Genomic DNA, 23,896 nt, shown 5'->3' with positions numbered 1-23,896 from the left:
CCACAGGGAAGCTCGCTGGAGTTCAGTCGAGGTTCGCGATCGCGGGAAAGCCCTGGTAACGCGCAAGCAGCTGGATCCGGTTCCCCTCGTAGTCAGGGTGGGCGCTAGAGAAGTAGTTCGCGTTTTGAGATTGGGCGAACATGCCGCTGCTGGTGATGTTCGTAGACCCGGTGATGATGCCGAGCGGGGTCACGACCCCCTTCGCGTGGAGGTCGGTTACGAGGTGGACCTGAGCGCCAAGGCGAATGAGCTTCCGAAGGAACCGCCGCTCAGACCCGTACTGATCGGGGTCCTTCGTGATTCCGCACGGGTTTGGTCCGTAGGCGAGAACCGCGACGTGAACCTCCCACTTGCGCGCGCAGAAGGTCGAGAGCACAACATGCAGTGTCGACATCCCGACCGCATCGCCTGTCGTGAGTTGCTGATGCCACGGTCCCGGCCGTAGGAAGATTTCAACGTCTGACAGCCAAGGGGAGATGACCGCGATTTGGCGGTTCCCGGGAAGCGACATCTCGTTCTCATCGGCCATCAGGTTGATACCGAGGATATCGACCAGGACCTGTGGTTCCTGCCAAGTGACGTTGGGCATCGCCTCTCCCGGCTAGAGCGGCATCCGCGGGCGAACTCGGTCAGTCGGAGCCGGCGCGGGATCCCAAGTCGGACGGAATACGCGCGCCCAGGGGCCGACGCTTGTCGCTCGGACTACTGTCAGGGGAACGGATTTCGATCCGACCTTCAGATCGATCGTGAACGGGGGGAACTGAGAGGGACTGCGCCCGAGGTTCTCCGCAACGCGAATCGCGAGTGAGTTGTGGAGTTCAGTGCGAGCGACCTGGGCTCCCGGGTAGAAGAGTTTGGTGAATTCATCTCCGCGCTCGCACACTTGGGTTCGATAGAGCGCATCGAGCAGGATCTTGCTGACCGAGTCCTTCGCGGAAAGCGGGCCGTGCAGGTTCTGTTCAGGCGCAACCACACAAGACACGCAGCCGTCCACGCAGAATCCCATCGCGGCTTCGAGCGACTGGAAATTGGGATAGAGCGGCGACGGGACCAAGGGAGCGCTGTGACAAGGATAGGCGCTCACGTGTGCGAGAAACTCCGGGCACGCCTGAAGCAGAAGAGTGTAATCGAAGGAGGGGGCTCCGAGGCCGTTGCAAATGAAGTCGAAGACAGGCCCGGCAATCTGCCGTTCGCCCTTCCGGGCCGACTCGAGCCCTTCAAGCGCCTTTGCGCTGGCGACAGTTCCGTGAAAGGCCAGGTGCGCGGCCTGGCTCGTGTCGCACTCCTGGAGCGCGTCCTCGAGCGCGTCCATGAAGTCGATTGTGGGAAGTGGATCCGCCTGCCCGCCAAGAGCGCGTAGTCTGGCGGTGAGAAGGCGCTCTACCGGCGACACATAGAAGTTCCGAGCGACAAGATCGATGGTGCCATTCCCGGTCTCGTCTGAATCGAAGAGGAAGATGGACGCATCCGTGTCGTTCGCGACCTTGTAGAAGTAGGAAAGATCGCGATCCTCTGCCCCCGTCACGCGTAGTGCAGTTGACTGAAGCGTGATCCCCAGTCCGTTCAAAAGGAGGTCGCGGGCGGTGCGCCGCAAGAGCGAGTGATCCAGACCGGCGCGATTCTCTACAGCGGACTGGAAGTTCTCACGGTAACCTAGCAAAGTGTCCAATCGATCGTCCGCCGCCGTGAGGTTCTGGATGCCCGCGACCCAACGGCAAACGCGTTCGAAACGTGCATCGTCGATGTAGCGAGAGTGACCAGGCGTAAAGCACCCGACGACATCGTCGAGCGAAAAGTTGGGCGGTGTCGTCGGACGGCTATTCGTGTTCGGTGCGGGGTGCCAATTCTCCAGGAGGTGGAACCAGATGATCGTCTTCAGAGTGCGCACGGTAAACGTAGAGGGCCGGCTTCTCTGGACCCACCATCCAGTGCCCTGCGTTGGCGCGTTCGTCGCAGACTCCGCCAGGAACTCGTGCAGTGCGTGAGCAAGAAGCGCTTGGAAGGCGGGTGAGGATTCGCGCGAAAGCACCTCATCGATGAACCCACCCAAACGGGAGCCGGAACCGAAGTCGATGTCGAACTTCATGCCGACGGTTTCGAAGTGGTGGCCGAGTGCGACCCGGCGAGAGTTCTGGGGGTCGGCGTCGCGGTAGATCAACCGTGCCGCTTCGACCTGACGGGTCATGAAGTGGCGATCGAGACCCCAGACAAACTCGGTAACCGCCATCTGGCGGTCGATCGTAATGGAGCGGAACAACTGACTCACAGGCGGCAGCGCGAGCGGCGGAAGCGCCGTTCCGCCGGGCGAACGGAAGCGCTCCGCAACTCGGCAGGCAATCGAGGAGGCGCCCGAATCGGAAGACGTGATCCGGTACCAGCGAAGCGCAAAACAGCGGGGCGGCGTCGGAAGCGAAAAGATGCCCTGGTCCCCGGTCGCAGCGCGCTCGTCGCCATCTGCGAGGAGGCCCTCAGACGTGATGAGCGGTTCGCTCGACGCAGGAGTGAGCCCGATCTGTCGCTGCCTTACGACCGGAACCGGCGTGCCTTCAGAGCCGAACTCGACCGGAAGATCAGCATCGGTCAGGTCGGGGCAGTTCGCAGGTTCGAAGAACTCTGCGTTGGTCGTGTCGAGACGCACGCCCGCAAGTTGCGGGACTTCTACGTTGACCCCCACGGCCCCACAGCGGTTCACCGGCACCTTCTGTGGCACTTCCTTGTATCGGTACGAGACCGTCCCGGGAGGAAGCAGAGACAGGGCCAACCCGTACGTCTCGTAGGCCAGATCCTTCTGCCAGTTCGGACCCTGATCGAAGATCCGGATGTACTCTTTTCCTACCGCCTCGAAGAAGTTCGGAGTCCAGAGGTACGGCTGATTTCCTGGCAGTCCCTTCGCGAGCGGGATCCCGCGCCGGAACAGCGGTTGCGTCAGCAATTGGAACAGATACGAGCGCTTCTGAAGAGGTTCGTCCTGCGGGAGTGCGCGCAAGAAGTCGCTGTGCCGCGGCAGGCCCGGCACATCCTTGAACGGCGGGCTGAATCTCGTTGCGCAGAGTTCAGCGAGGGTGACCGCCTTGCCCTTGAACGGTAGCGGCGTCAGCAAGAACTTGGGGCCGAACTCATGCCGAAGAACATCGAGGGCGCCCGCCTCGCGCGACAGAGGGGCGTCCGCGGGAGCGAGACTCGCGTCATGACCGGCACATTCGATGTCACCGGGCCTGGCACCGAGGAGTTCGAGGTAGCGACTTGCGCATGCGCGGTGGCCTGCCGAACTCGGATCAGCGCTGAACAGGAACCTGTACACTGCCTGGACCTTCCTGTCCCAACCGCTGAAGGAGTCCTTGTTCTTGTGATCGTTGATGAGGGCGATTCGGTCTCCGTCATCGGCAATACGATCGGCGGCGGGGTCCGCTCCCATAAGGACCAGGAAGTCGAAGAGGCCCATGAAGAAGTGATTCCGAGCAACGATCAGGTTGCCTTCATGGAGCGGGATCGGCTGGAGATAGTCGGGGTCCAGCGCGATGCGCGGATTCCGAGCGTAGAAATGATCGCGCGTGTTCTCGGTAACGACATGGACAAGAACGCTGTCTGACTGCCGTTCGCGGCCGACGCGTCCGACCTTCTGTTGGAGGCTTGCCGGGTCCCGCATTGCACGGAACGTGATGCCGTCGGAAACCCGCGCGAGGTCGACCCCGACCTCGATGCGCGGTGATCCGATAACGAACGAACAGTTCTCGCCCAGCGTGTCGGCGAACCCACGATCCCGGAAGAGACGGACCGGCGACGCCCGGAAGATGTCGTTGATCGAGTTGCCGGCCTCGAACTCCGACTTGGATGTGAACGCGCGAGTCCGAATGGCGTTTAGCGGCATGTACTTCCCGGCCGCATTCTGCTGAGGCTTCTTGAACCCGGAGACCGGTTGCGCGCCCGTTGCCGGTTCGGGGTGATTATTCCCGAGGTGGTCCCGCGACCACCACCAACACAGCCCCGTGCTGAAAAACCCGCAACGGTCAAGATTAGCGACCTGCGGGGTCTGGGCCATCGCGCGAATCGGCTCGAAAAGCGGGTTATCGAAACGCTCCGAAGCGATCCCGAGTCGATTGAGATAGCATTCCCCATTCTCGGGGTTGATGTCCCAAAGGCGCTGGATGGCGTCGCGCTGCGCCTGCGTAAGGCCGGCTGGAACTCTGGCCGTCTCGCGGCGGACGCCACGTTTACAGTCCCGGCACAGCGATCCGTACTCCGCGAAGAGCCGCTTCTGCCAAACGGGCGTCTTGTCACCAAAGGTCAGGTGGTGAACGGTGCGCCAGAGCGGCTCTTGAAAGCGAACAAAATACGGCAGTCCCGAAGTCGCAGGATTGGGACTGCTGTTCATCGCCATCGACTTCGAGCGTTCATTGTCAAGGACGAGGTCAGCCCATCGATTGACTCCGTCGAGCGAGTCGCTGAACCCAAGGGTCTTGTGAATCAGCGGGGTCGGACGAGCAACCACGCTACCGGGCTGAACCGGGTTGGGGAGGCGATCCAGAGACGCAAGGCCACCGTCGCCGTCGGCGTAGTACTCGTGATGCAGGCCGTCGCGTCGATTGTGAATGAGGCAACTCACCGCGTTCGTGGCCGCGGTCATGCTGCTCGCCTCGGGGCGCTGGCGCAGGAACAGATGGTGAACCCATCCGGTCTCTTCGGGGCTGTCTACGTCGACGTGGAGGAAGCGTGATGGTTCGCGAGAGGCGAGTCGAGCGAAATGCTGGCAGGGCTCAGCGATCGTCGCGCTGGCGCCAATCAGGTAAGCTGGAGTAACGGCATGTAAATGTCCAAGAAGCGCAGAGAATGGATCCGCTGGCCGTTTGCGGCGCTCAGTCCATGCCGCCCGGAGCAGTGCCAGGCGGCGCAAGAGCATGCGCGCGTGAGCTCCATACAGCCCGCTCAGAAGGTGGACCTCGTCGAACACGATCAGGTCCAGGTCTTTGCACAACCCCTCGGATGCCTCAGGATGAACGAGCCGATTTGCAAGGGTGTCTAGATTCGAGATCAGAATCTGGTTACTTCCCTGGTAGGCATCCTTGATCGCGTTGAACAACTTCCCCTTGACCGGGCCGGAGTCGCCACCGGTGAGTTCGGCCAGTTGCCCGCCAGCATCGAGAATGGGTTGACCGATCGGCGCACCGAGTCGTTGTTCGACGCGATGGAGAAGGAACTCGAGGTCCTGGAACTGGTTCGCCGCCAGAACGACGCGCGGGTACAGAAGCAGAACGCGAACCCGGCGCAGACCTCGTAGCGCATGATACGCCACGTGGATGAGGGCGCCGATCTGGAACGCAAAGGACTTACCGGAACCAACGCCCGCCGTGACGACCTGCCCGTCAAACTGCGTGCGGAACCCAGGCGAGTAGAGACCACAGAGGGTCGCGACGATCGACCGCTCCTGGAATGGGGCGAGGCATGGAGGTTGTCCGCGGGAAACAAACATCTCCGCGAGCGCAAGCAGGACAGCTTCCGTCGCCTTCGTGAGAAGTGGCCGATCGACGTTCGCGGCGAGTTTGTGCGCAGTATCATCGGGCTCAAGTGACAGAGTACCGGCCTTGATCTCCGCCGATAGCCGCTTGGCGAGTTCGCCGAGGTCTACGACGTACTCCGGGCGCTTCTGAGGCCGCCGCTCATACCGCAGCATTCCGGTGCTCGGAAGCATTTTGAAGCGCTGGTAGTTGCGCCCAAGGAGTCGCGCCACTTCGGCAACACGAGACCGGTACTGCGTGCCAACGGAAGTAGCGTATATAGCAACGCGCTCGAACGGGTGGGGGTCGTCGCCTCGGCAGTCATTCTGCTCAACCGGAAGGCGCGATTCGCCGGTTCCGAAAGAGTCGCGGTCTCGCAAGACCACGTCTTGGAGGGCGTAGTTCCCAGTCCCGATCGGAACCTGCAAAACTCTGCGATCCGTCCACAGCCGCTCAAGCACCGACCGCACCCAAGTTGCATCGAACCGGCGAGTATTGCCTTCCGGAAGGGCGTCAGCAATGGACTGGGGAGTCGACCAGACGTCGAACTGGCCCATTTCCAGGAAGGGTCGCTCGGCGTCGTAGAGTGCTTGGAGGACGGCCTGTTCGTCGGTAGTCATGGGGATGATGTCCGGGAATTCCTAGCGGCTGCGCACAACGAACTGGTTCGCGAGGTCGTTGTCCTGGATCCAAGAGAGGATCCGCTTGTTGGACAGCACCTTGTCGAGGGACACGCCAGTAAACGAGGAGCGAAGAAAGTCGAGCGTGTCGGTGTCGATGCCGCCTTCTTCGACATTAGCCATAGCTTCTGCCAGCTTCTTTCGCGCCGTCTCACAGGCCGCGATGCTCGCGGTGGAGCGCGGAAGGACTTCTGCCTCTTTGTTGAGCGCGGCGCGCGCGGCCGATACGGTCTTCGCCGCCCCGCGCAACTTCGGGAACTTCTCTAGGACTACCTCGACGCCAGACTGCTCTTCCGCACCGGCATACGCCAACCAAGCTGTTAGCAGCGCTGCCTCGATGTCCTCGAAGTCGCTGACCCGGAGACCTTCGAGCGCCTTGGCTTGAGTGATCGACGCCGTGTCCGCACGGCAACGCTGGACGAGCTTCTCGGCAGCCCGCCGATGCGGGGTGAGCCGCTGCACGGCGCTGGAAACCGCCGGTTTCAGGCTTTTTACGGTGCGCAAAGCCTGAATGGCGGCGGAAAGTCTAGCGAGCGCACTCTTATACTGCTGAAGAGCCTCGCGACGCTCAAGTAACTTCTTCGCGTCACCCTCGCGCTTCTTCCAGGTCTCGGCCTCGGAGGAGGCCTTCGTTAGACGGGCTGAGTACTCAAGGAGGGCCCCGGGAGAGGGAGCATCAGCTTCCGTCTTCTTTCGGCGCACTAAGGCCATTAGGATCCCTCCGCAAGCGACTCCAAGTCAGCCCCGATCGACTCGACGAGGGCCAACACCTCGGCCTCCAAGGTCTCTGGGTCCGTGCCCTGGCCGATCTCCTTCATCCGCCCCTCAGCGTACTGAAGGCTTGCCTTGCATACCGTGGTGGCCGTATCGAGAAAACGCGAAAGGTCTTCGAAGTACGGCCGGTCTAGTCGCGCGAGTGCGTACAACACGGAAGGCGGTGAGGAGCCGGACACGTTTTCAACTTCGCGGATCCGAGGCGCCCCGCTCTGCGCGGTCCAACGTTCGAGGTCCTCGTTCTTTACGTTCGGCGCGCCACCGCTACGGAGGATGTCAGCTGCGAGGGCAGCGTGAACTGCCTGCTGGACCTGGACCGCGACGGTCTTTACGTCCGAACTTCCGAGCGATGCGGACAACTCAGCACGAAGGCCTTCTGCGTAAGCGCGCTCCGATGCAACCGCACTCGCGAAAGTATTCGAAACAGAGGTGGCGAGTTCCCTGATGTCTTTCCAGTAGGACCAGGCCGAGGCCTCAGGAGGGGCAGAAAGCGGTACCCCCGTCTGAAACGCGGCCGCGATGGCGTCCTGGATCCGAGAAGAGTCGATGAAAGAGCCGGCCCTTCGCCCCTTCGTGCATGCGATCGCCTGTGTCACCAGTTCAAGAACCGCCTCGTGATGGTTCGAAAATGCATCCCACAAAGCCATCCATGCCGAGGATCGCTTGCTCGGTCGATCCTTTTCTTCGGGCCAGGGGGTCAGGGCAGCTGCAATGTGGTCTTCGGGTTTCGAGTCCGGGCGGACAAGTCCGCGAACGAGCGCCCCGAGAGCCAGTGTGTGCGCCGCCAGTTGGAGCGGGGACGGAGTTCCAGAGTGGGAGATCAACCGGCGTATCTGATCGGTGACCACTGTTGCCCAGGTTTCAACGGAGCGCCGCACCAACACCAACTGCTTCTCGGCCTTGGCAGGGTCACGATCGAGGCCATTGACAAGCGCTCTCAACGTGAGCGCAGTCTCCGGCGAACGCCCAATCTCAAGTGGGACGTCGGTCCGACCCCGTTGTGTGAACTGACCCTCGAAGTAGATCCCCACATTCTTAAATCGGGAGTACGCGTGCGCGATACCGTCTCCATCCCAATCGATCCAGCCACAGACCGCCGAATGGACAGCCGATCGCCACCGGTTGAGGTCGGCATCCGGCAGTGCTTCCCCCTGCCGCCACCGATCGAAGAGGTCGAGGGAAGGCGTAGCGGTCTGCTTCTCGGTCTCTCGTCCACGCGTTCCCTCTTGCGACCCCGACCCGGTCTTGCCGGAAGACGTCGGAGAGGGCCCTGAAGGTCCCTTGGGAGGCGCTGAAGCTTTCCAGGAGAGGACCGGAAGACCGAGGGCAGCGCTGATCCCGCTTGAAAAAAAGGGTTGAGGTGACGAGGGATCGGGCGAGTAGAGTTCGATCGCCCGCCTCAACCGCGAGGCCTCCTCGCCGAACGACTGGAGTTCGAGTTCAACGTCCGAACGGACGTTGTGAAGGCCGAAAGAGTCCAAGAGCGTGCCGCGAGGATAGGTGCCGGAGCGAAGCGACTGTTCTGCCTCCTCCATCACACCGTTCAAGACTCTGCCTACCAGAATGCGCGGATTGAACGCTCGATCCGCGCGGGAGCGCGATGACGCAACCTGGTCATACAGGCGGGACACCGAGGCGGCAGTGAACGGGAAAAGTCCCCTTCCGTCGACCTCGCCAAAGTTCTTGTGGCAGTGAATGCGAGCCGAGCATTCATCGCATGCGGAAGGGAGTTCGCCTCCGCTTGCGGAGGCGCTCCACGACTCGAGTTCTGCCTTCGCGTAACGCGAGGCATTGAGGTACCGCGAAGCGAATGCGTCCAAATCGCGGCGCGTAACGCCGCGGCCCTCGTTGCCCCCAACCGGCATATTGAAGAACACCGTGCGATGCGTGCGCCCCTCAGCGATGTTCTCCCGCATGCGCGCGTAGTCGTCGTTCGTGACTCCGACGATGCTTCGCAGGCGGCACAACGTGGTCCCGCTATCGATCGTGCGAATCTGCAATGCCTCAACGAGTTCGGCGTCGAGTCCCTCTGTGATGGAGAGATCCTCGATGAGGAGAACTAGTTCCTTCCCACGGACTAGAAGTTCCTGTCGAATCTCGGTCAGGGCCGCCTTCATGTCTCCCGACTTGAAGCGAAGGAGCTGTCGGAGAGCCTGAGGCTGGCTTCGGTTGACCAGAGTCGCGGCAATACCCCGGAGGCGCTCGTCGTCCCGGAGCAGATAACTGAGTTCGCGGGCGTCTCCCCCGGAGCGCTCAGCTTGCGCTGCGGTGAACAAGAAGTCGTCGGGCTTCCAGCGGAGTTCATCGTCATCGCCGGCCCGTTCGCGCTGCCCAAGAACGTGACGAGCGACGCGGGTCACGACGCCGTCGTCTCGAGAAATCAGGACCGCTCGGAGTGCCTGATCGCGTACGAGCGCGGGTAGGCCGGTTCGGACCAGGCTCTCCTCTTCGCTCTCGAGCCCGTCGCCGGGTCTAGGAGTCTCTGGAAGTTCCAGGACATAGGCGAGTTCGTCGATGACGCGGTTCTTGGCCTGTCCAAGATCGAGTTTGTGGTGCTTCTTCAGTTCCTCCGAAAGACGTGTGACTATCTCACCGTGGAATCCCGCAAGTACACGGGCCACAACGTCTGCCAAGTTGGAACTCGAGCGAGGGACGAGAACGAGCCAGTAGGGCGCCTGTTCGTCACGAATCCGCTTCTGTATTTCGAGGTAGAGCCACTTGATGAAGTGAGACTTCCCGGTCCCGTTGTCGCCAACCGCAATATCAAACACATGGTTGTGCTTGGCATCGAGGAAGTCGGAAAGGAACGTTGCTTCGCTCAGAGAGACAAAAGCTCCAGCACGCGCCCCCTGCTGCTGGATGAAACTCGGCGAATGGGTCGCTCGGAATACGGGGTCCGGAACATTCAACGCAATTGTATCCATCACCTCCGAACGACTTGAGGGGTCCCAGCAGATCGCCGAGGGGGTGACCGAGTCCTTGAGCGGGCTCACGGCGTGGCGCTCCCGCGTGAGACAAAGGAGATCTTCTCGTTTCCGGTCATGAGTAAGAACTTTCGCTGGTCGTCCGGGCACCCGTAGTCGAGCGCTCCCGCTTGCTTGAGAGTACGCAGGGCGAGACAGACCGATGGCGAAAGGCGCGTTTCGTGGTCGTCGCCGATCACTTGTCTCGAAGCCATCACCGAAGCGATGCGAGTACTGCTCGCCCCGCCATCCAGCGCGGAGCAGGCTTCTCCCAGGCGGGTTCGAAATTCATGTACCTGCAGGGTGGAGTTCGAAGCGAAGATGACGTTCGTCGCTTCGCGCAGGAAGGTTGTGGCGTCTGCTACAACTCCGGCGCACGCTTCGCGCGTTCTCTGCCACAAGAGTCCGGTGAATCTTCCCCAGTAGATCACGTTGTCCCAACGCTGATCGTTTCCGAGACCGTACGCGTCCAAATCGAGGCCACTCGCCGCCAGGCGCAGTTTGAAGGCAGCGTGGTCCTCAGGCATGGAACAGGCGGGGAGCCAGGACATCCAAGCCATCACATCGACGAACTGGTTCGGAAGACCCCCAACTGTCGGCCTCAACACGGCGCGCTTGATCGCTGCACGCGCGGCGGAGTCGAACCCGTCGTCGGGAACGGCGAGGAGTGAATCCGCCAGAACCAGACCGACGCGTCCACGCTTGTCCGCTCGTTCGTCGATGAGTGCATGACCGTCTGACGAGAGTTCCTTAAGGGCAGCCAACGTCTTCGTACTCATCGTGTCTGCGTCGTTGTCCCTTCGCAAAGGGAGCGGCTGAAGCAGACGCGTAATGGATTCGTCCGGGACTCCCTGAGTTCCCGCGGAGCGGAGAAGGCGAAGTACTCCGAGAACGCGGCTCGGGACGGCCTCGAAATGTGTGTAGATCTTCATACCAGGTACTGTTCCCTCCACTCCGCGATCGAGAGATGCGGAATCCGTAGAGCGGTCTCAACGAGAAGCCGCCTGGGATCAGTTGGATCGCGCGAGTCATGAGGCAGCGCGAAGATCGTCACGGAGTTGAGCGCAAGAGCGGCCGCCCACTCGCTCGACCACTCTCGATGAAAGGTCCCCGTTGCGAGGACGAGCGTTGCCTGTGCCTGCTCGACCCCTCGCGGAATAGTATCGGAAACGAAGAGCGGCCTTCTCCCGAGTGGACGTAGGACGGCGGTCCACGTTTCGCGGTACTCGTTGCGGACGATGATGTTCCGGATTCCTTGAGCGCAGGCCCACTCCACGACAGGCGCGAGAGTCGGCACGAGGTCGTGCGCGTCCCGCGGGTCAAAGAAGATGAACCCGGTGGATGACTTCGAGAGCCACCCCCTGAGCTCCGCACCGACCGGTGCGGACGGCCATGGCTTGGGGTCTTCCGTACGGGCGAACAGGTGACCGCAGTGCGGTGCCGTTCCCTGTGCCCGGCATTGCGGGCACCCTCCGCAGGCTTCCACGACGTTCACGTCGTACGCATCGACCGAATACGCTTGCTTGAACGATTTCGCGAAGCATGTCTTCGCTTCGAGTAGTTCCTGAAGGCCATCCCAGGCCTTGCGATTCGACTCCAGCAGGTCTGTGCGGAGCGGTTCGACCTTTGTTTCCCACTGTTTGGGTTCCAGAAGGCCTTCGGCCTCGATCCCAACGGTGACCCAGCGGCGGCTCTGGGTGATTCTCGTCCCGTGGACGTCGATCATTCCCGCCCGACTCATCAGCAGAAGCGTTCTCAGGTTCCAGCGTTCGTTCTCGTCGTTCTCCATGTCGATGTCAGGCGAGACATCAAGAGGGACATCGAAATGGAACCCGTCGAGAGCGGAGCGCTCCTTGGACGCGAACATGGCGTCCCACCGTTCTCGTCCTCGTTCGATGCCGATGAACGTCGGAATCGCGAGACTGCGAGCTGTCTTCACGTCTGCATCGGTCCAGACCATCAGCGAAATCGATGAATGTCCGTCCCGTCCGGTCCGCCCGACGTCTTGATAGAAGCGATCGATGTCCTCCGGGCATGTCGCGTGAATGACCGAGCGAACGTCTGGCTTGTCGACGCCAAGGCCGAAGGCCGAGGTGGCGACCATGATGTCGAGCGCGTCTGAGTCCCAGTCTCGAAGCAGGCGAGCGCGGGTATCGTCGTCAGTGTCACCGTGCATCATGCCGACCCGACGGTATCCGAGTTCGACCAGCCGGTCTCGCCAAGCGACGGCATGGGCTCTCCGCGTCACGTAGAGAATGAGAGGCCGAGGCAGATGGTGAACGGCTTCGCAAACGAAGCCTCGACGCTCATCCTCGTTGCGGGCCTTGCGAAGCCAATAAGCGGGCTCCGGTCGTAGCCGCACCGCGTGAACTTGTTTGACCGGTCCCGGGTGGCGGAACAGGTCGAAGAGCGCACGAAGGCTGTAGCCGGTGAGGGTGGCCGACATCAGGAGAGTAATGAAAGGGATCTTACTAGCGCGGAGTAGTTCGTTTCGGAGCGCGGCGATGTGCTGGAACGCCGGACGGAAATCGTCCCCCCAGGCAGTGATCATGTGGGCTTCATCGACCACGAAGTACTTGAGAAAACCCGACCGCGCGGCATCCATGAAAGGCAGCTGCAGTGCGCCCGTGAGGGACTCCGGTGCTACGAACACGGGCCCTTGGATACCTGCTCGAATGCGCGCGGCAATGTTGTCGGCTTCCGGAGAACCGGGCCGGTAGGCGGTTGCGTGTTCGACGCGGGAGCGGACCCGCTTCTCGAGGTCTAGTGCGAGCGCTACGGTCGGTACAACGATCGGAGTTACGCCCCTCAGCCCGCTTTCGTCGGGAAGGGGCATCAGGGACGGCAGAAGGAAACACAAGCTCTTCCCGCTCCCCGTCGGGAAGTTGACGATAACCGTGCTTCCCGGAGGAGCGGAGAGAACGGTGCGAACCGAACTCCGCTGAGCGCGTGAGTGGTAACTCCCCCAACCGAACGTCAGCAGCGGGGGATCAGGCGGCTCTCGGGGATCGTTGCGCCGCGCTTGCCCGTCGTACAGCCCTGCCTCGGGGCCGACCCCGTCACCCGAGATGAGCCATGGTGGTCTCCACTCCCGCGCCCCGACCCACGCGTAGGCCCCCTCGCGGCGGAGGACGGTCAGAGCGGCATCGTTCAGGAAGGCCGGATCGATGCTTTCTACGACGTCGATCGGCACGCGGGTTCCGTATCCCGGGCCGTTACGCGACTGTTCCCATAGTGCCACCGCTCGGACGAGCGAAGCCAGATCGCGTCCGTTCAGTGGCGAATCTCCCCGCCGGTGCTGCACGCGGGCCGCGATGAGACGACGATGTGGCGCGGGGCCCTGTTGAGAAGGCTCAGACTCAATCGCCCCCCCAGCATCGCGCCAAGCGCGGTCGAGCCAGTCCAACAATGAAGACGAATCGTTCATCGCTGACAGACCGGTTCTCGAGACAGGACGTACACTCCGATCGTGTCCACTTCATGTGACGGATGCTCGAGAACGCCGAACACGAGTTCACGGAGCGTCTGTTGGTTCTGGAGTTCTGGACCCGGTTCAGTTGTTCCGCTTCGGACGGCCCGCGCGCGAAGCCGGGAAAGAACCATCTCGAAATGCTCGGCGGCGAGGCGGCGCCCCTCCATCAGTTGCTGCTGGTAGCGTCCACTCTGGTGAACCGCATCACGAGCCAGTTGGGCCATTTCGCGGCAGAGCGTGCCCCACGCTGCTTCGCCGGTGAGTTTCGTGAGGGTGGGCGCGCGCTTCCCGCCCAGGTTGATGTCAGAGGTGTTCCGGTAGGGAAGCGAGCAGAGGTGAGCGACATCTTCAGTTGCGCCGGTTCCGTCCGAGTTCAAGAGCACCTCAGTCTCCTGAGTGGGAACCCAACTGAGCAGAAGGCGGTATAGGGACTCACGCGAGATCGGGTCCCAGTTCATCTTCTCTAGCCGCTCCTCAACCGCCTGAAGACGCACCTGCGAGCGGACGGTGACGCGAAAAACAAGTCGGGGTTCCTGGAAGGCAGGTGCTTTGCGCCACATCGCGAATGCCTGACCGCGTTCATCCCACTCCGCGATCTTCCGGACCTCATCTACGAGCACTTGGCCCGGGCGAAACAGTTCAAGATCGATACGCTTCGCTGCGAGCGAGCGATTCGCCGTCCCCGGTGTTGTAGCGGCCATCCCAAGGGCCGTCAGCATCTCCGCAGGAATCAGGGGATCCTGTTCGTTCTTGTGACGCTGGAACTGAATAGCGACACCGGCCCGTGCACCACCATCCTTCTTCCATGCCTTGAGACGCAGGCAGTCCTCACAGTAATCCACGAGCGCGTTGCCGAATTCGACCTCATCCTGGTCAGCCTCTTCGATCGATTCCCACACAGCAGACTTCCGAAGGTCACCTACGTAGAGACCATCAAGGATGTCCTGCTCGGCCGCCGCCTCTCGCTCCGCATCGAGTCGAGCGGCGATCGCAGCTGATTCTGCGACGAGTGCCTGAGGTCCTCCATCAAAAGCGAGGCGAGACAGTCGAGTGACTTCCTTCTCGACGAGGAACTGAAGGTCCGCAACCGACGCGCGGAAGACGCCCAGGCCCTTGCTAAGCACCTCGTACCAAGCTGCATCAAAGGCTACGGCCGAGTCCGTGGTCGACAAGAACGAGAAGCATCGGATCAGTTTCACTCGGTCGAGGCGGTCGAGGCGGCCGAGGCGCTGTTCGACGCGCATCGGCGCGAACGGTAGGTCCAACTGGAAGACGCCATCCGCTGACTGAAGATTGAGCCCTTCCTCGGCCGTATGATCCGCCAAGAGAAGAGCACGACTGGACGAGAGGAACGCATCGAGCGTTTCCGCGCACTCCTCCGGGTCGTGATCGGCCGTGAGTGTGAAGATCTTCCCTCCCCAAAGCTTCGCGAGTGACTGGGCGGTCTCTGCAACGGCTTTCGTGTCCGTGAGGAACCCCACCCAACGCCCTGTGTCGAGTTTACGCAGAACTTCGCTCAGAGAGCGCAGTCGGGTGTCCTTCGGGATCCGGCGCGCATGGACGGCCAATTGCTCAAGAGCGATCGCTTCTGCTGGGAACCTGGGCTGCCTACGCTTCACCGCATCGGGTAGCGCACCGGGGCGGGCTGCAACGAGCGCGGCGAGTTCCAGATACTCCCGGACGAGACGTTTGTGAGTTTCGGGACCCTTCTCGTGCGCGAACGCCGATGCCTGGCTGCGCCATTCGTCGAGTGCAAGCCACAGGTCACGAAACGCCGTTCCCGCGGAATCGGCGACCGGCGGTTGCTCGACGCGACGTTGCTGCAGGTCGCCTTCTTCGAGAAGCACAGCGCGACGCGTGCGCAACAGACGTCGATGAAGGCGATAGCTCTCTGTCAGGTGGATGCGAAGAGACGACGACAGAGATGAGACGCGATCTGTGTCCTTCGGTGCCGCTGCGCATTCAGCGGCGATTCGCGTGACAACAGGGTCATCAGGCAGAAGTTCGGCGCACCGGCGCACGTGCCGAAGAATGAATGCGGGCTGAGAGGTCCTCGAAAGGGCCAGGAGGGTGCGACCGAGGTCCTTCCTTCCTTCAAGTTGGCGGCAAAATGAGTCCAGGTCCTCCAGGCGGAACTGGTCGGGGTCGAGCAGTTCAAGCAGCGCGAGGAGTTGCTTCTCGTGGTGTAGGACCGGAGTTGCAGAAAGAAGGAGGAGGTGCTTTGTCTGCTTGGGATGGGTACGGGCGCGAACTGCTCGATAGAATTCGTCGTCGACGATCCGATGTGCTTCGTCGATAACGATGACCCCAGCCGAGGTCGCGGGCTGGATCTTCAGTTCTTCGTGCTCGTGAACTTCCGCTTCGAGGATGCCGAATCGGTCCTCGAGCTCTTTCGTCCACTGTTGGACTAGTGGGCGCGGCACAAACACTTCAATCTTCAGGTCGGGGGCGTCGAGACTCAGTTGCCGAAGAATCGCCCCTGCTTCGATGGTCTTTCCGAGTCCGACCTCGTCAGCCAGAAGAAAGCGGACCGTCGGATCGCTCAGAACGCGCCGAACGACCTCGACCTGATGCGGGAACAGTTCAATCTTCGATGATACGAGTCCGATGAGTCCTCGAGTGGCAGATTCCTGCTTGAAGTACTCCCGGAGCCACCTGTTTCGTCGGTCGAACAGGTACGGCGACTCGTGAGCAAGGGCAGCGAGCGTGTCGACAGGATCCGAACCGCTCAGGTGGGATCGGACGTGGAACTCCGTCTCCTTAAGAACGCGCTCGGTTCCGTTCGGGAAATGGACCGCGTAGGCTCTCTCCGCCGCGCCGTCCGCGACCCCAAGGACGCGACCGAGGTGAGTAGCACTCGAGTTCGCGAAGTAGCAGCGCGTCTGGGCCGGAATAAGTGCGGGGACAAGGACCTGCTTCGGGAATCGGCGGGAGACTTTGTTGACGGGGCCGACATAGAAGTCGACCTGTACGAACTGCTTTGCGTCGGGAGAAGACGCGATCTCTCCCAACCCCAGTTCCACTGCGCTGCGTGCAACAACCTTCCGACCGATCACGGAATCCCCCACGCCCGAGGGCCGAACGACACCTTAACGTCGCTTTCGATCATACCGTACGCGCCGGGCGGACAGGCGAATAAAGAGCCAACGGGGAGCGGGCAAGGGCGGGAGGGCGGGGTCGTGCTGCGAGTTTCCCCTGTCGTATGACACTGCGCGAGCAAACCCCTGGTGACAGGGGTCAAGCGGGCGGACGCGCAGTGGGAAAATGACGGTCGGTACGTTGTCGCTGACGTGGTCGTCGGTGCAACACCGGCGCGCTCGCGAGCCTCCGGTAGTGTGTATAGCGCCGATTAGGTTCCGAAGCCGAGCGCCTGTACCGCCCCGTTCGCGTGGTGCCGGGTCGGAAGAAGCACGAACTTCCCGTTCATCGTTCCGGCCTTCTCTATCCCTGCCGCTCCTTCTCTCTGCGATCCGCGACGCGGGTCGCGAAGCGTTGTCGCGAATTACGGGCGATGCTCTATAGGATTCCTCGAACCTGAAAAAAATAGAGGCTCGTCCATCTCACCCGCGGCACGCCTTCTGCGTCCCGACCAAGCGGGAACCCCACAGCCGCGTGGTGTGCCATCCTACGGTGCTTCATTTCGAAGCCGTTCAGTGCGTCTAGCCACGATCTTGGAAGGCGCTCGTCGATGGTTCCGTCGTGCGTCACAATCTGACATGCAATGGCGACCTCGTCATCGCTCCAGGCCTGCGTCTCCAGTTTCTCAAAGTCTGAAAGAAGGCCTTTGTTCGCAGGACCGAACGCTTTAGCAGGCCCCCCCCACCACGTCCCCCGTTCTTTCAACTCGACCCAAACGCGCGGGTACTCGTCGCGCCGTATCGAGCCTTCTTTCGAGTTCCATGGCGCGACGAGAATGTCGGCGGCCTGGTCCGTCCTCAGGCCAAAGTCCGAGAAGCGCGCCTCAGGCAGGACGCCAAATCCGGAGTCGTCGGCTCGCCAGCACCACGATTCAAGGGCCGTGGCGAATTCGACCTTCCACCAAGCCTCGTAGCCTCTCTGGTGAGCGACCGCCGTGGCCCATCGCTGGCGCTGGTGCACGAGCACCTGCGACATGATCGACTGAACCTCGGTTGCGAGCTTCGCGGCAGTCATGGGCATCGCGTCTCCGTTGGGGCCCGTCGAGGAATGCAATCCTGTCAACTGGAAGTGATCCGATGTCGCAGACAGCGTGACTGCGCGCTGCCCTGTCACGGCGCCGGTGCCGGCGTCAGCCAGCCTGACTCGTGGAGTAGACCCCCCGCAACTCCGCGACTCTCTTCGCAAGCGCCTCCCGCGGCGCCGCTGGGCCCATGACCTCCGCCTCCCCCCCGTAGCCCAGGACCCAGGACGCGATGTAGTTCAGCCCGGCGAGGTAGACGCGGACGCTGACCGAGCCGTCGTCGCTCTTCACTGCCGACTCGCCCCAGGTCTGGAGCGCCAACGGGGCGGCGCCGCCGGTGAAGCGCACCGCGACGTCCCGCTCTGCGCCGGAGGGGATGTAGAGGTGCTCGAGCCCGTCGTAGCGCTCGATGGGCGGTCCCTTGTGCTCGCCGAAGCAGCGCGTACCCACGCGCACGGCGCTCATGCGGTCGAGCCGGTACAGGTGCTCGGCGCTCTTCTCGGGGTTCCAGGCGGAGAGGTACCAGCGCCCCCCGTTCAGCAGCACCGCGTGCGGCTCGAGCCGCTTGTGCGCGGCCTCGCCCTCGGCGAGCGCGAAGTAGTCCACCTCGACCACGAGCCGCTTCTCGACGGCCTCCAGCAGCAGCTCGCGGAAGCCGGGGGGAGGGGGCACCTCGATGGCGGTGGTCCGGTGCAAGAGGCGAAGCTCGAGCTCGTCCTCTTGGAGCGCGGGCATCGCGGCCGAGAGCTTCTGCGCGGCCGACTCGACAGGGCCGATTCCGGCTCCGGCGAGCGGCTTCAGCGCCGCCAGCAGCGCGGCGCCCTCCACGGCGGTGAAGCGTGGGGGGTCGGTGAGCCCCTGGGGCAGGACGACCCGGATCCGGTCGTTCTCGACGTAGACCTCGACGAACTCGTCGGGGCTGCCGTCGGGGGTGCCGACGCCGCAGAGGAGCTCGATGTCCTCGTAGAGCTGCTCCGCGCTCTCGAGCTCCAGCGCGGCGAGGGCCTCGGCCACTGGGATGCCGGCCTCGCCGTGGCGGCGGGCCAGCGGGATGAGGAGCAGCAGGCGCCGCAGACGTTCGAGCTTCACGCGAGCCTCCCCTCACTGCCGAGCCGGGCCGCGAGGCCGTCGAGCATCTCTCTCGCGCGCTGCCGGCCCGCCTCCGGCGACACGAGCTCGGCGTCGGGCCCGAGCGACAGGACGTAACGCACGAGCGCCTCCAGGTTGCGGACCTTGAGCCGGGCCAGCGACTCGGACCCGGACGCTGTGACGGCGGCGCCGAGGAGGAGCTGGGCGGCGAGGGGCGCGAGCGGCCCCCGCAGCCGGACCTCCGCCTCGAGCGGCGCGTGCACGAGGTAGTCCCAGGTCTGCTGGCTCGAGTAGGTGGTGATGTCGAAGTCGCCCGGGATCTCGTAGTCGTGCTCCGCGGGCCGCTTCGCGTTCACGGTGAGCTCTCGCACGTGATCCACGTAGAACACGCGCCGCTCCTTGCGGAGGTGGCAGAAGCCGGCGAAGAGCCAGGTGCCGCGCCGCAGCGCGAAGCCGTAGAGGTCCACGTCGCGGCGGGTGACCTCGTTCCGGGCGGCGGTGAAGTAGTCCAGGGTGAGCCGCTTGCGGCCCTTGAGCGCCGCGCCGAGCCTGGCGAGCACCTGGCGCGACCGCTCGCGCGGCGTCGTGGCGTGCCGGATGGGCAGGCCGCTCGACGACGGCGGCAGCGCGCGGCAGGCGACGCGCAGCTTGTCGAGGGCGGTGGCCACCTGGTCGCGCCACGGGTTGCCGTCGATGAGGGCGGCCCGCCCGGCGGTCCAGAGCGTGGTCGCCTCGTCGGAGGTGAGCCGCAGATCGCGCAGCCGGAAGGCGTCGGGCCGGATGAGGTAGCCGTCCTTCAGCTCGCCGTCCCCCTTGATGCACTCGACCGGGATGCCGACCTCCCGGAGCGCGTCCTTGTCGCGGGACCACTTGCGCTCGGCCGCGTCGTCGCTCCCGCCGTACTCCTCGGAGAACTCCTCTCGGATGCGCTCCCAGCTCACCGGCTCCTCCTGTCTCAGCAGGAACGTCGCGATCGACAGCAGGCGTTGCTCGGGAGGAGGAGGCATGCGGACGGAGGGTATCACCGAGAAGGGCGCTGAGGCATGATCTGGCTCATCGCGTCACGCTTCGGGCACCTCGCGCTCGCGCTGGCGGGCCAGGGCGGCGGAGAAGCCCTCCACGATCGACCGGAGCTCGGGCGGTGAGGTGGCCTGGGCGAATCGTCCCAACGACAGGACGAGGCCGGCGATCCCTTCCAGCGAGGTGGTGCGCAGGTGGCATAGCTGCCCGCCATCGGCGAGCTGCTCCGCGAGTGCCGTGGGCAGGAGGGCGCCAGCGACCTGGGCGATGGGCAGCGTGAGCCGTATGGCGACGCGGCGGGTAGGGGCGTTGGGTGGCTCGACCAGCTCCGCACTGGCGAAGGCGCGGGCGTCGAAGTGGCCGGGAGTGGCGGGCGCCGGCCGCCGCGTCACCGTGGCCGACAGCACGCGGTCCGCGCGGAAGAGCCGGAAGCTCCCGCGTAGCTGGCAGAAGGCCGCGAAGAGCCAGCCGTCGTGCCGCCAGCCCAGCCCGAGCACCGCCACCTCCCGCTCGGTCACCTCGCCGTCGGCTGCTCGGTAGCGGATGCGGGCTAATCGACCACTCAGACAGGCGCGGGCCAGCGGTTGCAGCGAGGCCTGTTCGGCCCACCCGTCGGGCGGGTATCGCGTCCGCGACGTCCTCATGACGGTAGCCTACGGCAGGAGTACGACAGGGCTTGGCGCGGTATCGGGGCAGCGGTCGACCAATCGGCGCGGCTGCACGTTCCCTCGTTCGACGATCTCTGCATCGCGGGTGCGCTATGGGATCCGCTTGAACCCGTCCCGTCGCGCCGCCAACCTGCTGCGCAGCTCCTGTACCGTCTCACGCTCCGGCCCGCGGTAGGCGTCCATCTCGGCGATGAGCTCGTCGGCGCGCGAGAGGACGCTCGGGATCATCATGTAGGTCATGGGATACCAACGGGTACGGAGCAGCCAGGGCTCGATGTTCGCGAAGAGCTCGCCGAACTCGGTGGGGCCGCGCTCGCCGGGGATACCGACCGACACGCGGGACCACCTGAGCTCGCGGCGCCCCACCGCCACCTTTCGCTTCTCGTGGTCCTCGCGGTAGCCGCCGTCCGGCTGGCGGAGGGCGCGGCAGGTGAAGGCGGTCGGGTCGGCCAGGAAGCGGCCCTGCCCCGGCGCTTCCTCCACCACCGCGTCGCGCTGGAGCCAGATGGCGCGCCCCTCGAAGGCGACCCTGACTACTGTGGCCGGGTAGGAATGGCCGTTGTCGTGAATGGTCGCGCCGTCGCCGACCTCGGGGATCTCGTCCCGCATGCGTCACCTCCTAGGCGAGGTTCTGGAGAAGGGGGTCGATGAGGTCGATCTTCTCCCAGCTGAAGGTCCCCCAGAACACTGGACGCCGCCCGAAGTGGCCGTAGGCGGCGGTCGGCGCGTACCTGGGGAAGTCGAGGCCGAGTCGCTCGCGGATGGCGCGCGGGGTGAGGTCCACGCACCGCTCGATGGCGCGGGCGATGGTCCAGTCGGCCTCGGGTCCGCTCCCGAAGGTTTCCACCCGGACGGCGACCGGCTTGGCCACCCCGATGGCATAGGCGAGCTGGATGAGGCAGCGGTCGGCGAGGCCGGAGGCGACCACGTTCTTGGCGAGCCAGCGCGCGGCGTAGGCGGCCGATCGGTCCACCTTGCTCGGATCCTTGCCGGAGAAGGCGCCGCCGCCGTGGGGCGCCGCCCCGCCGTAGGTGTCCACGATGATCTTGCGCCCGGTAAGTCCCGTGTCGACCGCCGGCCCGCCCTGGACGAATGAGCCGGAGGGGTTCACGAGCAGGCGCGTGTTGGCGTCGAACCAACCCGGGGGCAGCACCATCCGGACCACCTCGCGCACCAGCGCCTCGAGCGGCGCCCCCTTGAAGTCGGGCGCGTGCTGGTGCGAGACCACGACCGTGTGGGCGCGCTGCGGAACGCCGTCCACGTATTCGACGGTGACCTGGCACTTCGCGTCCGGCTTGAGCCGCGGCTCACCTGCTTTGCGCAACGAAGCGAGCCGCTCGACGATGCGGTGGGCGAAGTGGATGGGCGCCGGCATCAGCTCCGGCGTCTCCTTGCAGGCGTAGCCGAACATGATGCCCTGGTCGCCCGCGCCCTCCTCGCCATCGGAGCCCGCGACCGCGGCGGCGATCTCCGGCGACTGCTCGTGGACCAAGGTCTCCACGAAGACCTCGTCGGCGGAGAAGTCGCCTTCCAGGTAGCCGATTTCCCGGATCGCGCCCCGGGCTAAGGCCGCGTAGTCGAGCGGTTTCGAGAGGCCGCCGACCTCGCCGGCCAGAACGACTCGTCCGCGCGTGACCAGCGCCTCCACCGCCACGCGCGCCTGCCGGTTGTCTCGGAGCGCGGCGTCGAGGATGGTATCGGAGATGAGGTCGGCCACCTTGTCCGGGTGGCCCTCGGAGACCGATTCGCTGGTGCGGAGGTCGTAGCTCATTCTTTCTCCCTCAGCGGCGTAGTCGGGGCGAGATCGCAGATGCGAGCTCCGCAGTACTGGATCATGGCGGCGACGAGGCAGGAGTGCGGGCTCACGCCGTCGAGGAGCTTCAGAGGCAGGGTGACCCGCCCGGCGAGCGTCTCCAGCGCGCCGAGGTAGCCGAGGTAGTACGAGAGGTCGAGTCGCACGCGCGGATCATCGACGAGATGGGCGATGGCTTTGCGGACGATGGGATCCTGAGCGTGCCAACTGTCACGCAGGCCACTCATGGACGGGTCGTACGCCGGGTTGGCGAGAAGAGCCGATGGAGCGTCGCTACCCACGCGCCACCCCCGGCACCGCGAACGGGACCGGGTCGCCCTCCAGCAGCGCCGCCTCGGCGGTGCAGCGGGCGGCAGTTTCGGCGTCGCCCCGGGCGCTCGCCAATTCGGCGGCGCAGATCCAGGCCTCCCGCGCCGCCGGGAATAGGAGGGTGACTGCCTGCACCAGCTCGGTGGCCTTCCCCGTGTCGCCGGTGGCGGCGTGGAAGCGCACCAGGGCGAGGTGGGTGGCGACGTCCGCCTCTCCGGCGCGGGTCAAGAGCTCGCAGAGCCGCGGCGTGGAGGCGTCGTCGGCGGGACGGGCGGGGTCGGCGAGCGCGGCGCGGAGCCGATTCGAGATCACCTCGAACGAGTTGCGGAAGGGGGGCGTGAGCGGGTCTGTTTCGACCGCTTGCACGACGTAGGTGAAGGCCATCTCTAGATCTCCCGAGTAGTCGGCCGCGACCGCGACGGACCAGAGCAGGTAGGCCGACTCGAGGGTCAGCCCCTGCGCCTGCTTGAGCACCTCGCGATAGAGCTTGAGCCCCTCCTCCGGCTGATGCTCCTGCGTGAGTTCGTAGGCTCGGCGCATGTCGGCGAGCATCCGCTCGATGCGCGGGTCGGACAGGCGATTCATTGGCTCTCCTCTCGTTGGGGACAGAGCCGTTATACGGAGCGGACGGACATGGGCGGGCCTGGAAGGCCGTGATGCACAACCCGCGTTACGAGTTGGTCACGGCCGACCGTCGAGCGCCGCCCGCACCAGCTCGCGACCCCTCCCGGCGCACCAGTCTGCGTGCGTCTTCCGCCACCCGCCCTTCTTCGTCCGCATCAGCACGCCCGGGTGAGCGCAGTGCACGACGGCCAGAGGCGCAGGTCCGAACGCAGTCGACGCGAACGGCTCCTGGTACAGCTGTTCCTGACCCCGCCTCGCAGCTCCATCGCCCCGGAAGCCGCGCGCGAACGCGGCCGCTTCCGCGCCCAGTGTGAGCATGAGCCTGGGCTGGCAGCGCGAGAACCAGTAGGCGAGCCGGGCTTCGTTCCCCTCGAGCTCCCGGCACCAGTCGATCATCTCGTCCGGTGCCGGCCGGCAGCGGAGGTCGAGGCAGCTCTTCTTCTCCTCCTGCCACGTCATCACGTTGTCCCACATGCTCCGGCCCCGCTCACCGGTCGCTGCCGCGTTGGCGAGGTAGTACGGGTAGAGGTCGATGAGGAAGGCGCGGTCTCCCGCGATTCCGAGCGGCGTGAAGTACTGCTCCTTGAGCTCCCTCGCCGACGCGGAGCCCTCGAAGCTCTGGCGCTCCACCTCCACCGGAAGCTTTCGCACGCCGTCGGCCCGCTCCCAGTTCGCCATGCGCGTGAGTGCGGGGTAAAGGCCGACGATGGCGATCGGCGCGGGCACGGGGCCGCGGGGATCGGTCCGGACGAGCCGGCCGCCCAGGGGGAGCGGGCCCTTGTCGGCGGGGAGGAGTGCCTCCCAGTTCTGAGTAGCGGCCTCAGGCATGCGGC

At 64.3% G+C, this 23,896-nt stretch carries 16 protein-coding genes; all 16 read right to left on the bottom strand.

The window, feature by feature from the left end; translation table 11 throughout:
* Window positions 1–22 precede the first annotated feature (22 nt).
* The 16 genes from AMPC_RS08915 to AMPC_RS08840 all read right to left on the bottom strand — a co-directional run bounded on the left by AMPC_RS08915 (window position 23) and on the right by AMPC_RS08840 (window position 23,789).
* Window positions 23–589, bottom strand: coding sequence for a hypothetical protein (locus AMPC_RS08915; RefSeq protein WP_248345795.1), 567 nt, complete (start codon window positions 587–589; stop codon window positions 23–25).
* Window positions 590–601: 12 nt separating this feature from the next.
* Window positions 602–6,112, bottom strand: a complete 5,511-nt coding sequence (locus AMPC_RS08910; protein ID WP_248345794.1) for a DEAD/DEAH box helicase family protein — start codon at window positions 6,110–6,112, stop codon at window positions 602–604.
* 21 nt (window positions 6,113–6,133) lie between these two features.
* Window positions 6,134–6,883 carry a hypothetical protein gene (locus AMPC_RS08905; protein ID WP_248345793.1) on the bottom strand — a complete coding sequence of 250 codons (750 nt, stop codon included), beginning with the start codon at window positions 6,881–6,883 and terminating at the stop codon, window positions 6,134–6,136.
* Window positions 6,883–9,939, bottom strand: coding sequence for a protein DpdH (dpdH, locus tag AMPC_RS08900; protein ID WP_248345792.1), 3,057 nt, complete (start codon window positions 9,937–9,939; stop codon window positions 6,883–6,885). The genes AMPC_RS08905 and dpdH overlap by 1 nt, the downstream gene beginning before the upstream one ends.
* Window positions 9,936–10,688: a hypothetical protein gene (locus AMPC_RS08895; RefSeq protein WP_248345791.1), complete on the bottom strand. Its 753-nt coding sequence runs from the start codon at window positions 10,686–10,688 to the stop codon at window positions 9,936–9,938. Before AMPC_RS08895 ends, dpdH begins: the two co-directional genes overlap by 4 nt.
* Before the next feature lie 149 nt (window positions 10,689–10,837).
* Window positions 10,838–13,336, bottom strand: coding sequence for a protein DpdF (dpdF, locus tag AMPC_RS08890; RefSeq protein WP_263009641.1), 2,499 nt, complete (start codon window positions 13,334–13,336; stop codon window positions 10,838–10,840).
* Window positions 13,333–16,437, bottom strand: coding sequence for a protein DpdE (gene dpdE, locus AMPC_RS08885; protein ID WP_248345789.1), 3,105 nt, complete (start codon window positions 16,435–16,437; stop codon window positions 13,333–13,335). The genes dpdF and dpdE overlap by 4 nt, the downstream gene beginning before the upstream one ends.
* A 460-nt stretch (window positions 16,438–16,897) precedes the next feature.
* The gene (locus AMPC_RS08880) at window positions 16,898–17,533 is read right to left on the bottom strand and encodes a hypothetical protein (RefSeq protein ID WP_248345788.1); all 636 of its coding nucleotides are present in this window, start codon (window positions 17,531–17,533) and stop codon (window positions 16,898–16,900) included.
* 115 nt (window positions 17,534–17,648) lie between these two features.
* The gene (locus AMPC_RS08875) at window positions 17,649–18,629 is read right to left on the bottom strand and encodes a helix-turn-helix transcriptional regulator (RefSeq protein ID WP_248345787.1); all 981 of its coding nucleotides are present in this window, start codon (window positions 18,627–18,629) and stop codon (window positions 17,649–17,651) included.
* The gene (locus AMPC_RS08870; protein ID WP_248345786.1) at window positions 18,626–19,570 is read right to left on the bottom strand and encodes a helix-turn-helix transcriptional regulator; all 945 of its coding nucleotides are present in this window, start codon (window positions 19,568–19,570) and stop codon (window positions 18,626–18,628) included. Before AMPC_RS08870 ends, AMPC_RS08875 begins: the two co-directional genes overlap by 4 nt.
* Before the next feature lie 120 nt (window positions 19,571–19,690).
* Window positions 19,691–20,293 (bottom strand): helix-turn-helix transcriptional regulator, encoded by a 603-nt coding sequence (locus AMPC_RS08865; protein ID WP_248345785.1) that lies wholly within the window; start codon window positions 20,291–20,293, stop codon window positions 19,691–19,693.
* A 114-nt stretch (window positions 20,294–20,407) separates the two neighbouring features.
* Window positions 20,408–20,926: a hypothetical protein gene (locus AMPC_RS08860; protein ID WP_248345784.1), complete on the bottom strand. Its 519-nt coding sequence runs from the start codon at window positions 20,924–20,926 to the stop codon at window positions 20,408–20,410.
* 10 nt (window positions 20,927–20,936) lie between these two features.
* Complete coding sequence (metK, locus tag AMPC_RS08855) at window positions 20,937–22,088, bottom strand: methionine adenosyltransferase (protein ID WP_248345783.1); 1,152 nt, start codon at window positions 22,086–22,088, stop codon at window positions 20,937–20,939.
* Window positions 22,085–22,276, bottom strand: a complete 192-nt coding sequence (locus AMPC_RS08850; RefSeq protein ID WP_248345782.1) for a hypothetical protein — start codon at window positions 22,274–22,276, stop codon at window positions 22,085–22,087. The genes metK and AMPC_RS08850 overlap by 4 nt, the downstream gene beginning before the upstream one ends.
* A gap of 127 nt (window positions 22,277–22,403) precedes the next feature.
* Window positions 22,404–23,024 (bottom strand): hypothetical protein, encoded by a 621-nt coding sequence (locus AMPC_RS08845; protein ID WP_248345781.1) that lies wholly within the window; start codon window positions 23,022–23,024, stop codon window positions 22,404–22,406.
* 96 nt (window positions 23,025–23,120) lie between these two features.
* Window positions 23,121–23,789 carry a hypothetical protein gene (locus AMPC_RS08840; protein ID WP_248345780.1) on the bottom strand — a complete coding sequence of 223 codons (669 nt, stop codon included), beginning with the start codon at window positions 23,787–23,789 and terminating at the stop codon, window positions 23,121–23,123.
* Window positions 23,790–23,896: the final 107 nt, after the last annotated feature.

Origin of the sequence: Anaeromyxobacter paludicola, assembly GCF_023169965.1 — a bacterium.
Lineage (GTDB): Bacteria > Myxococcota > Myxococcia > Myxococcales > Anaeromyxobacteraceae > Anaeromyxobacter_B > Anaeromyxobacter_B paludicola.
This window is presented reverse-complemented; position numbering and strand designations above follow the sequence as displayed.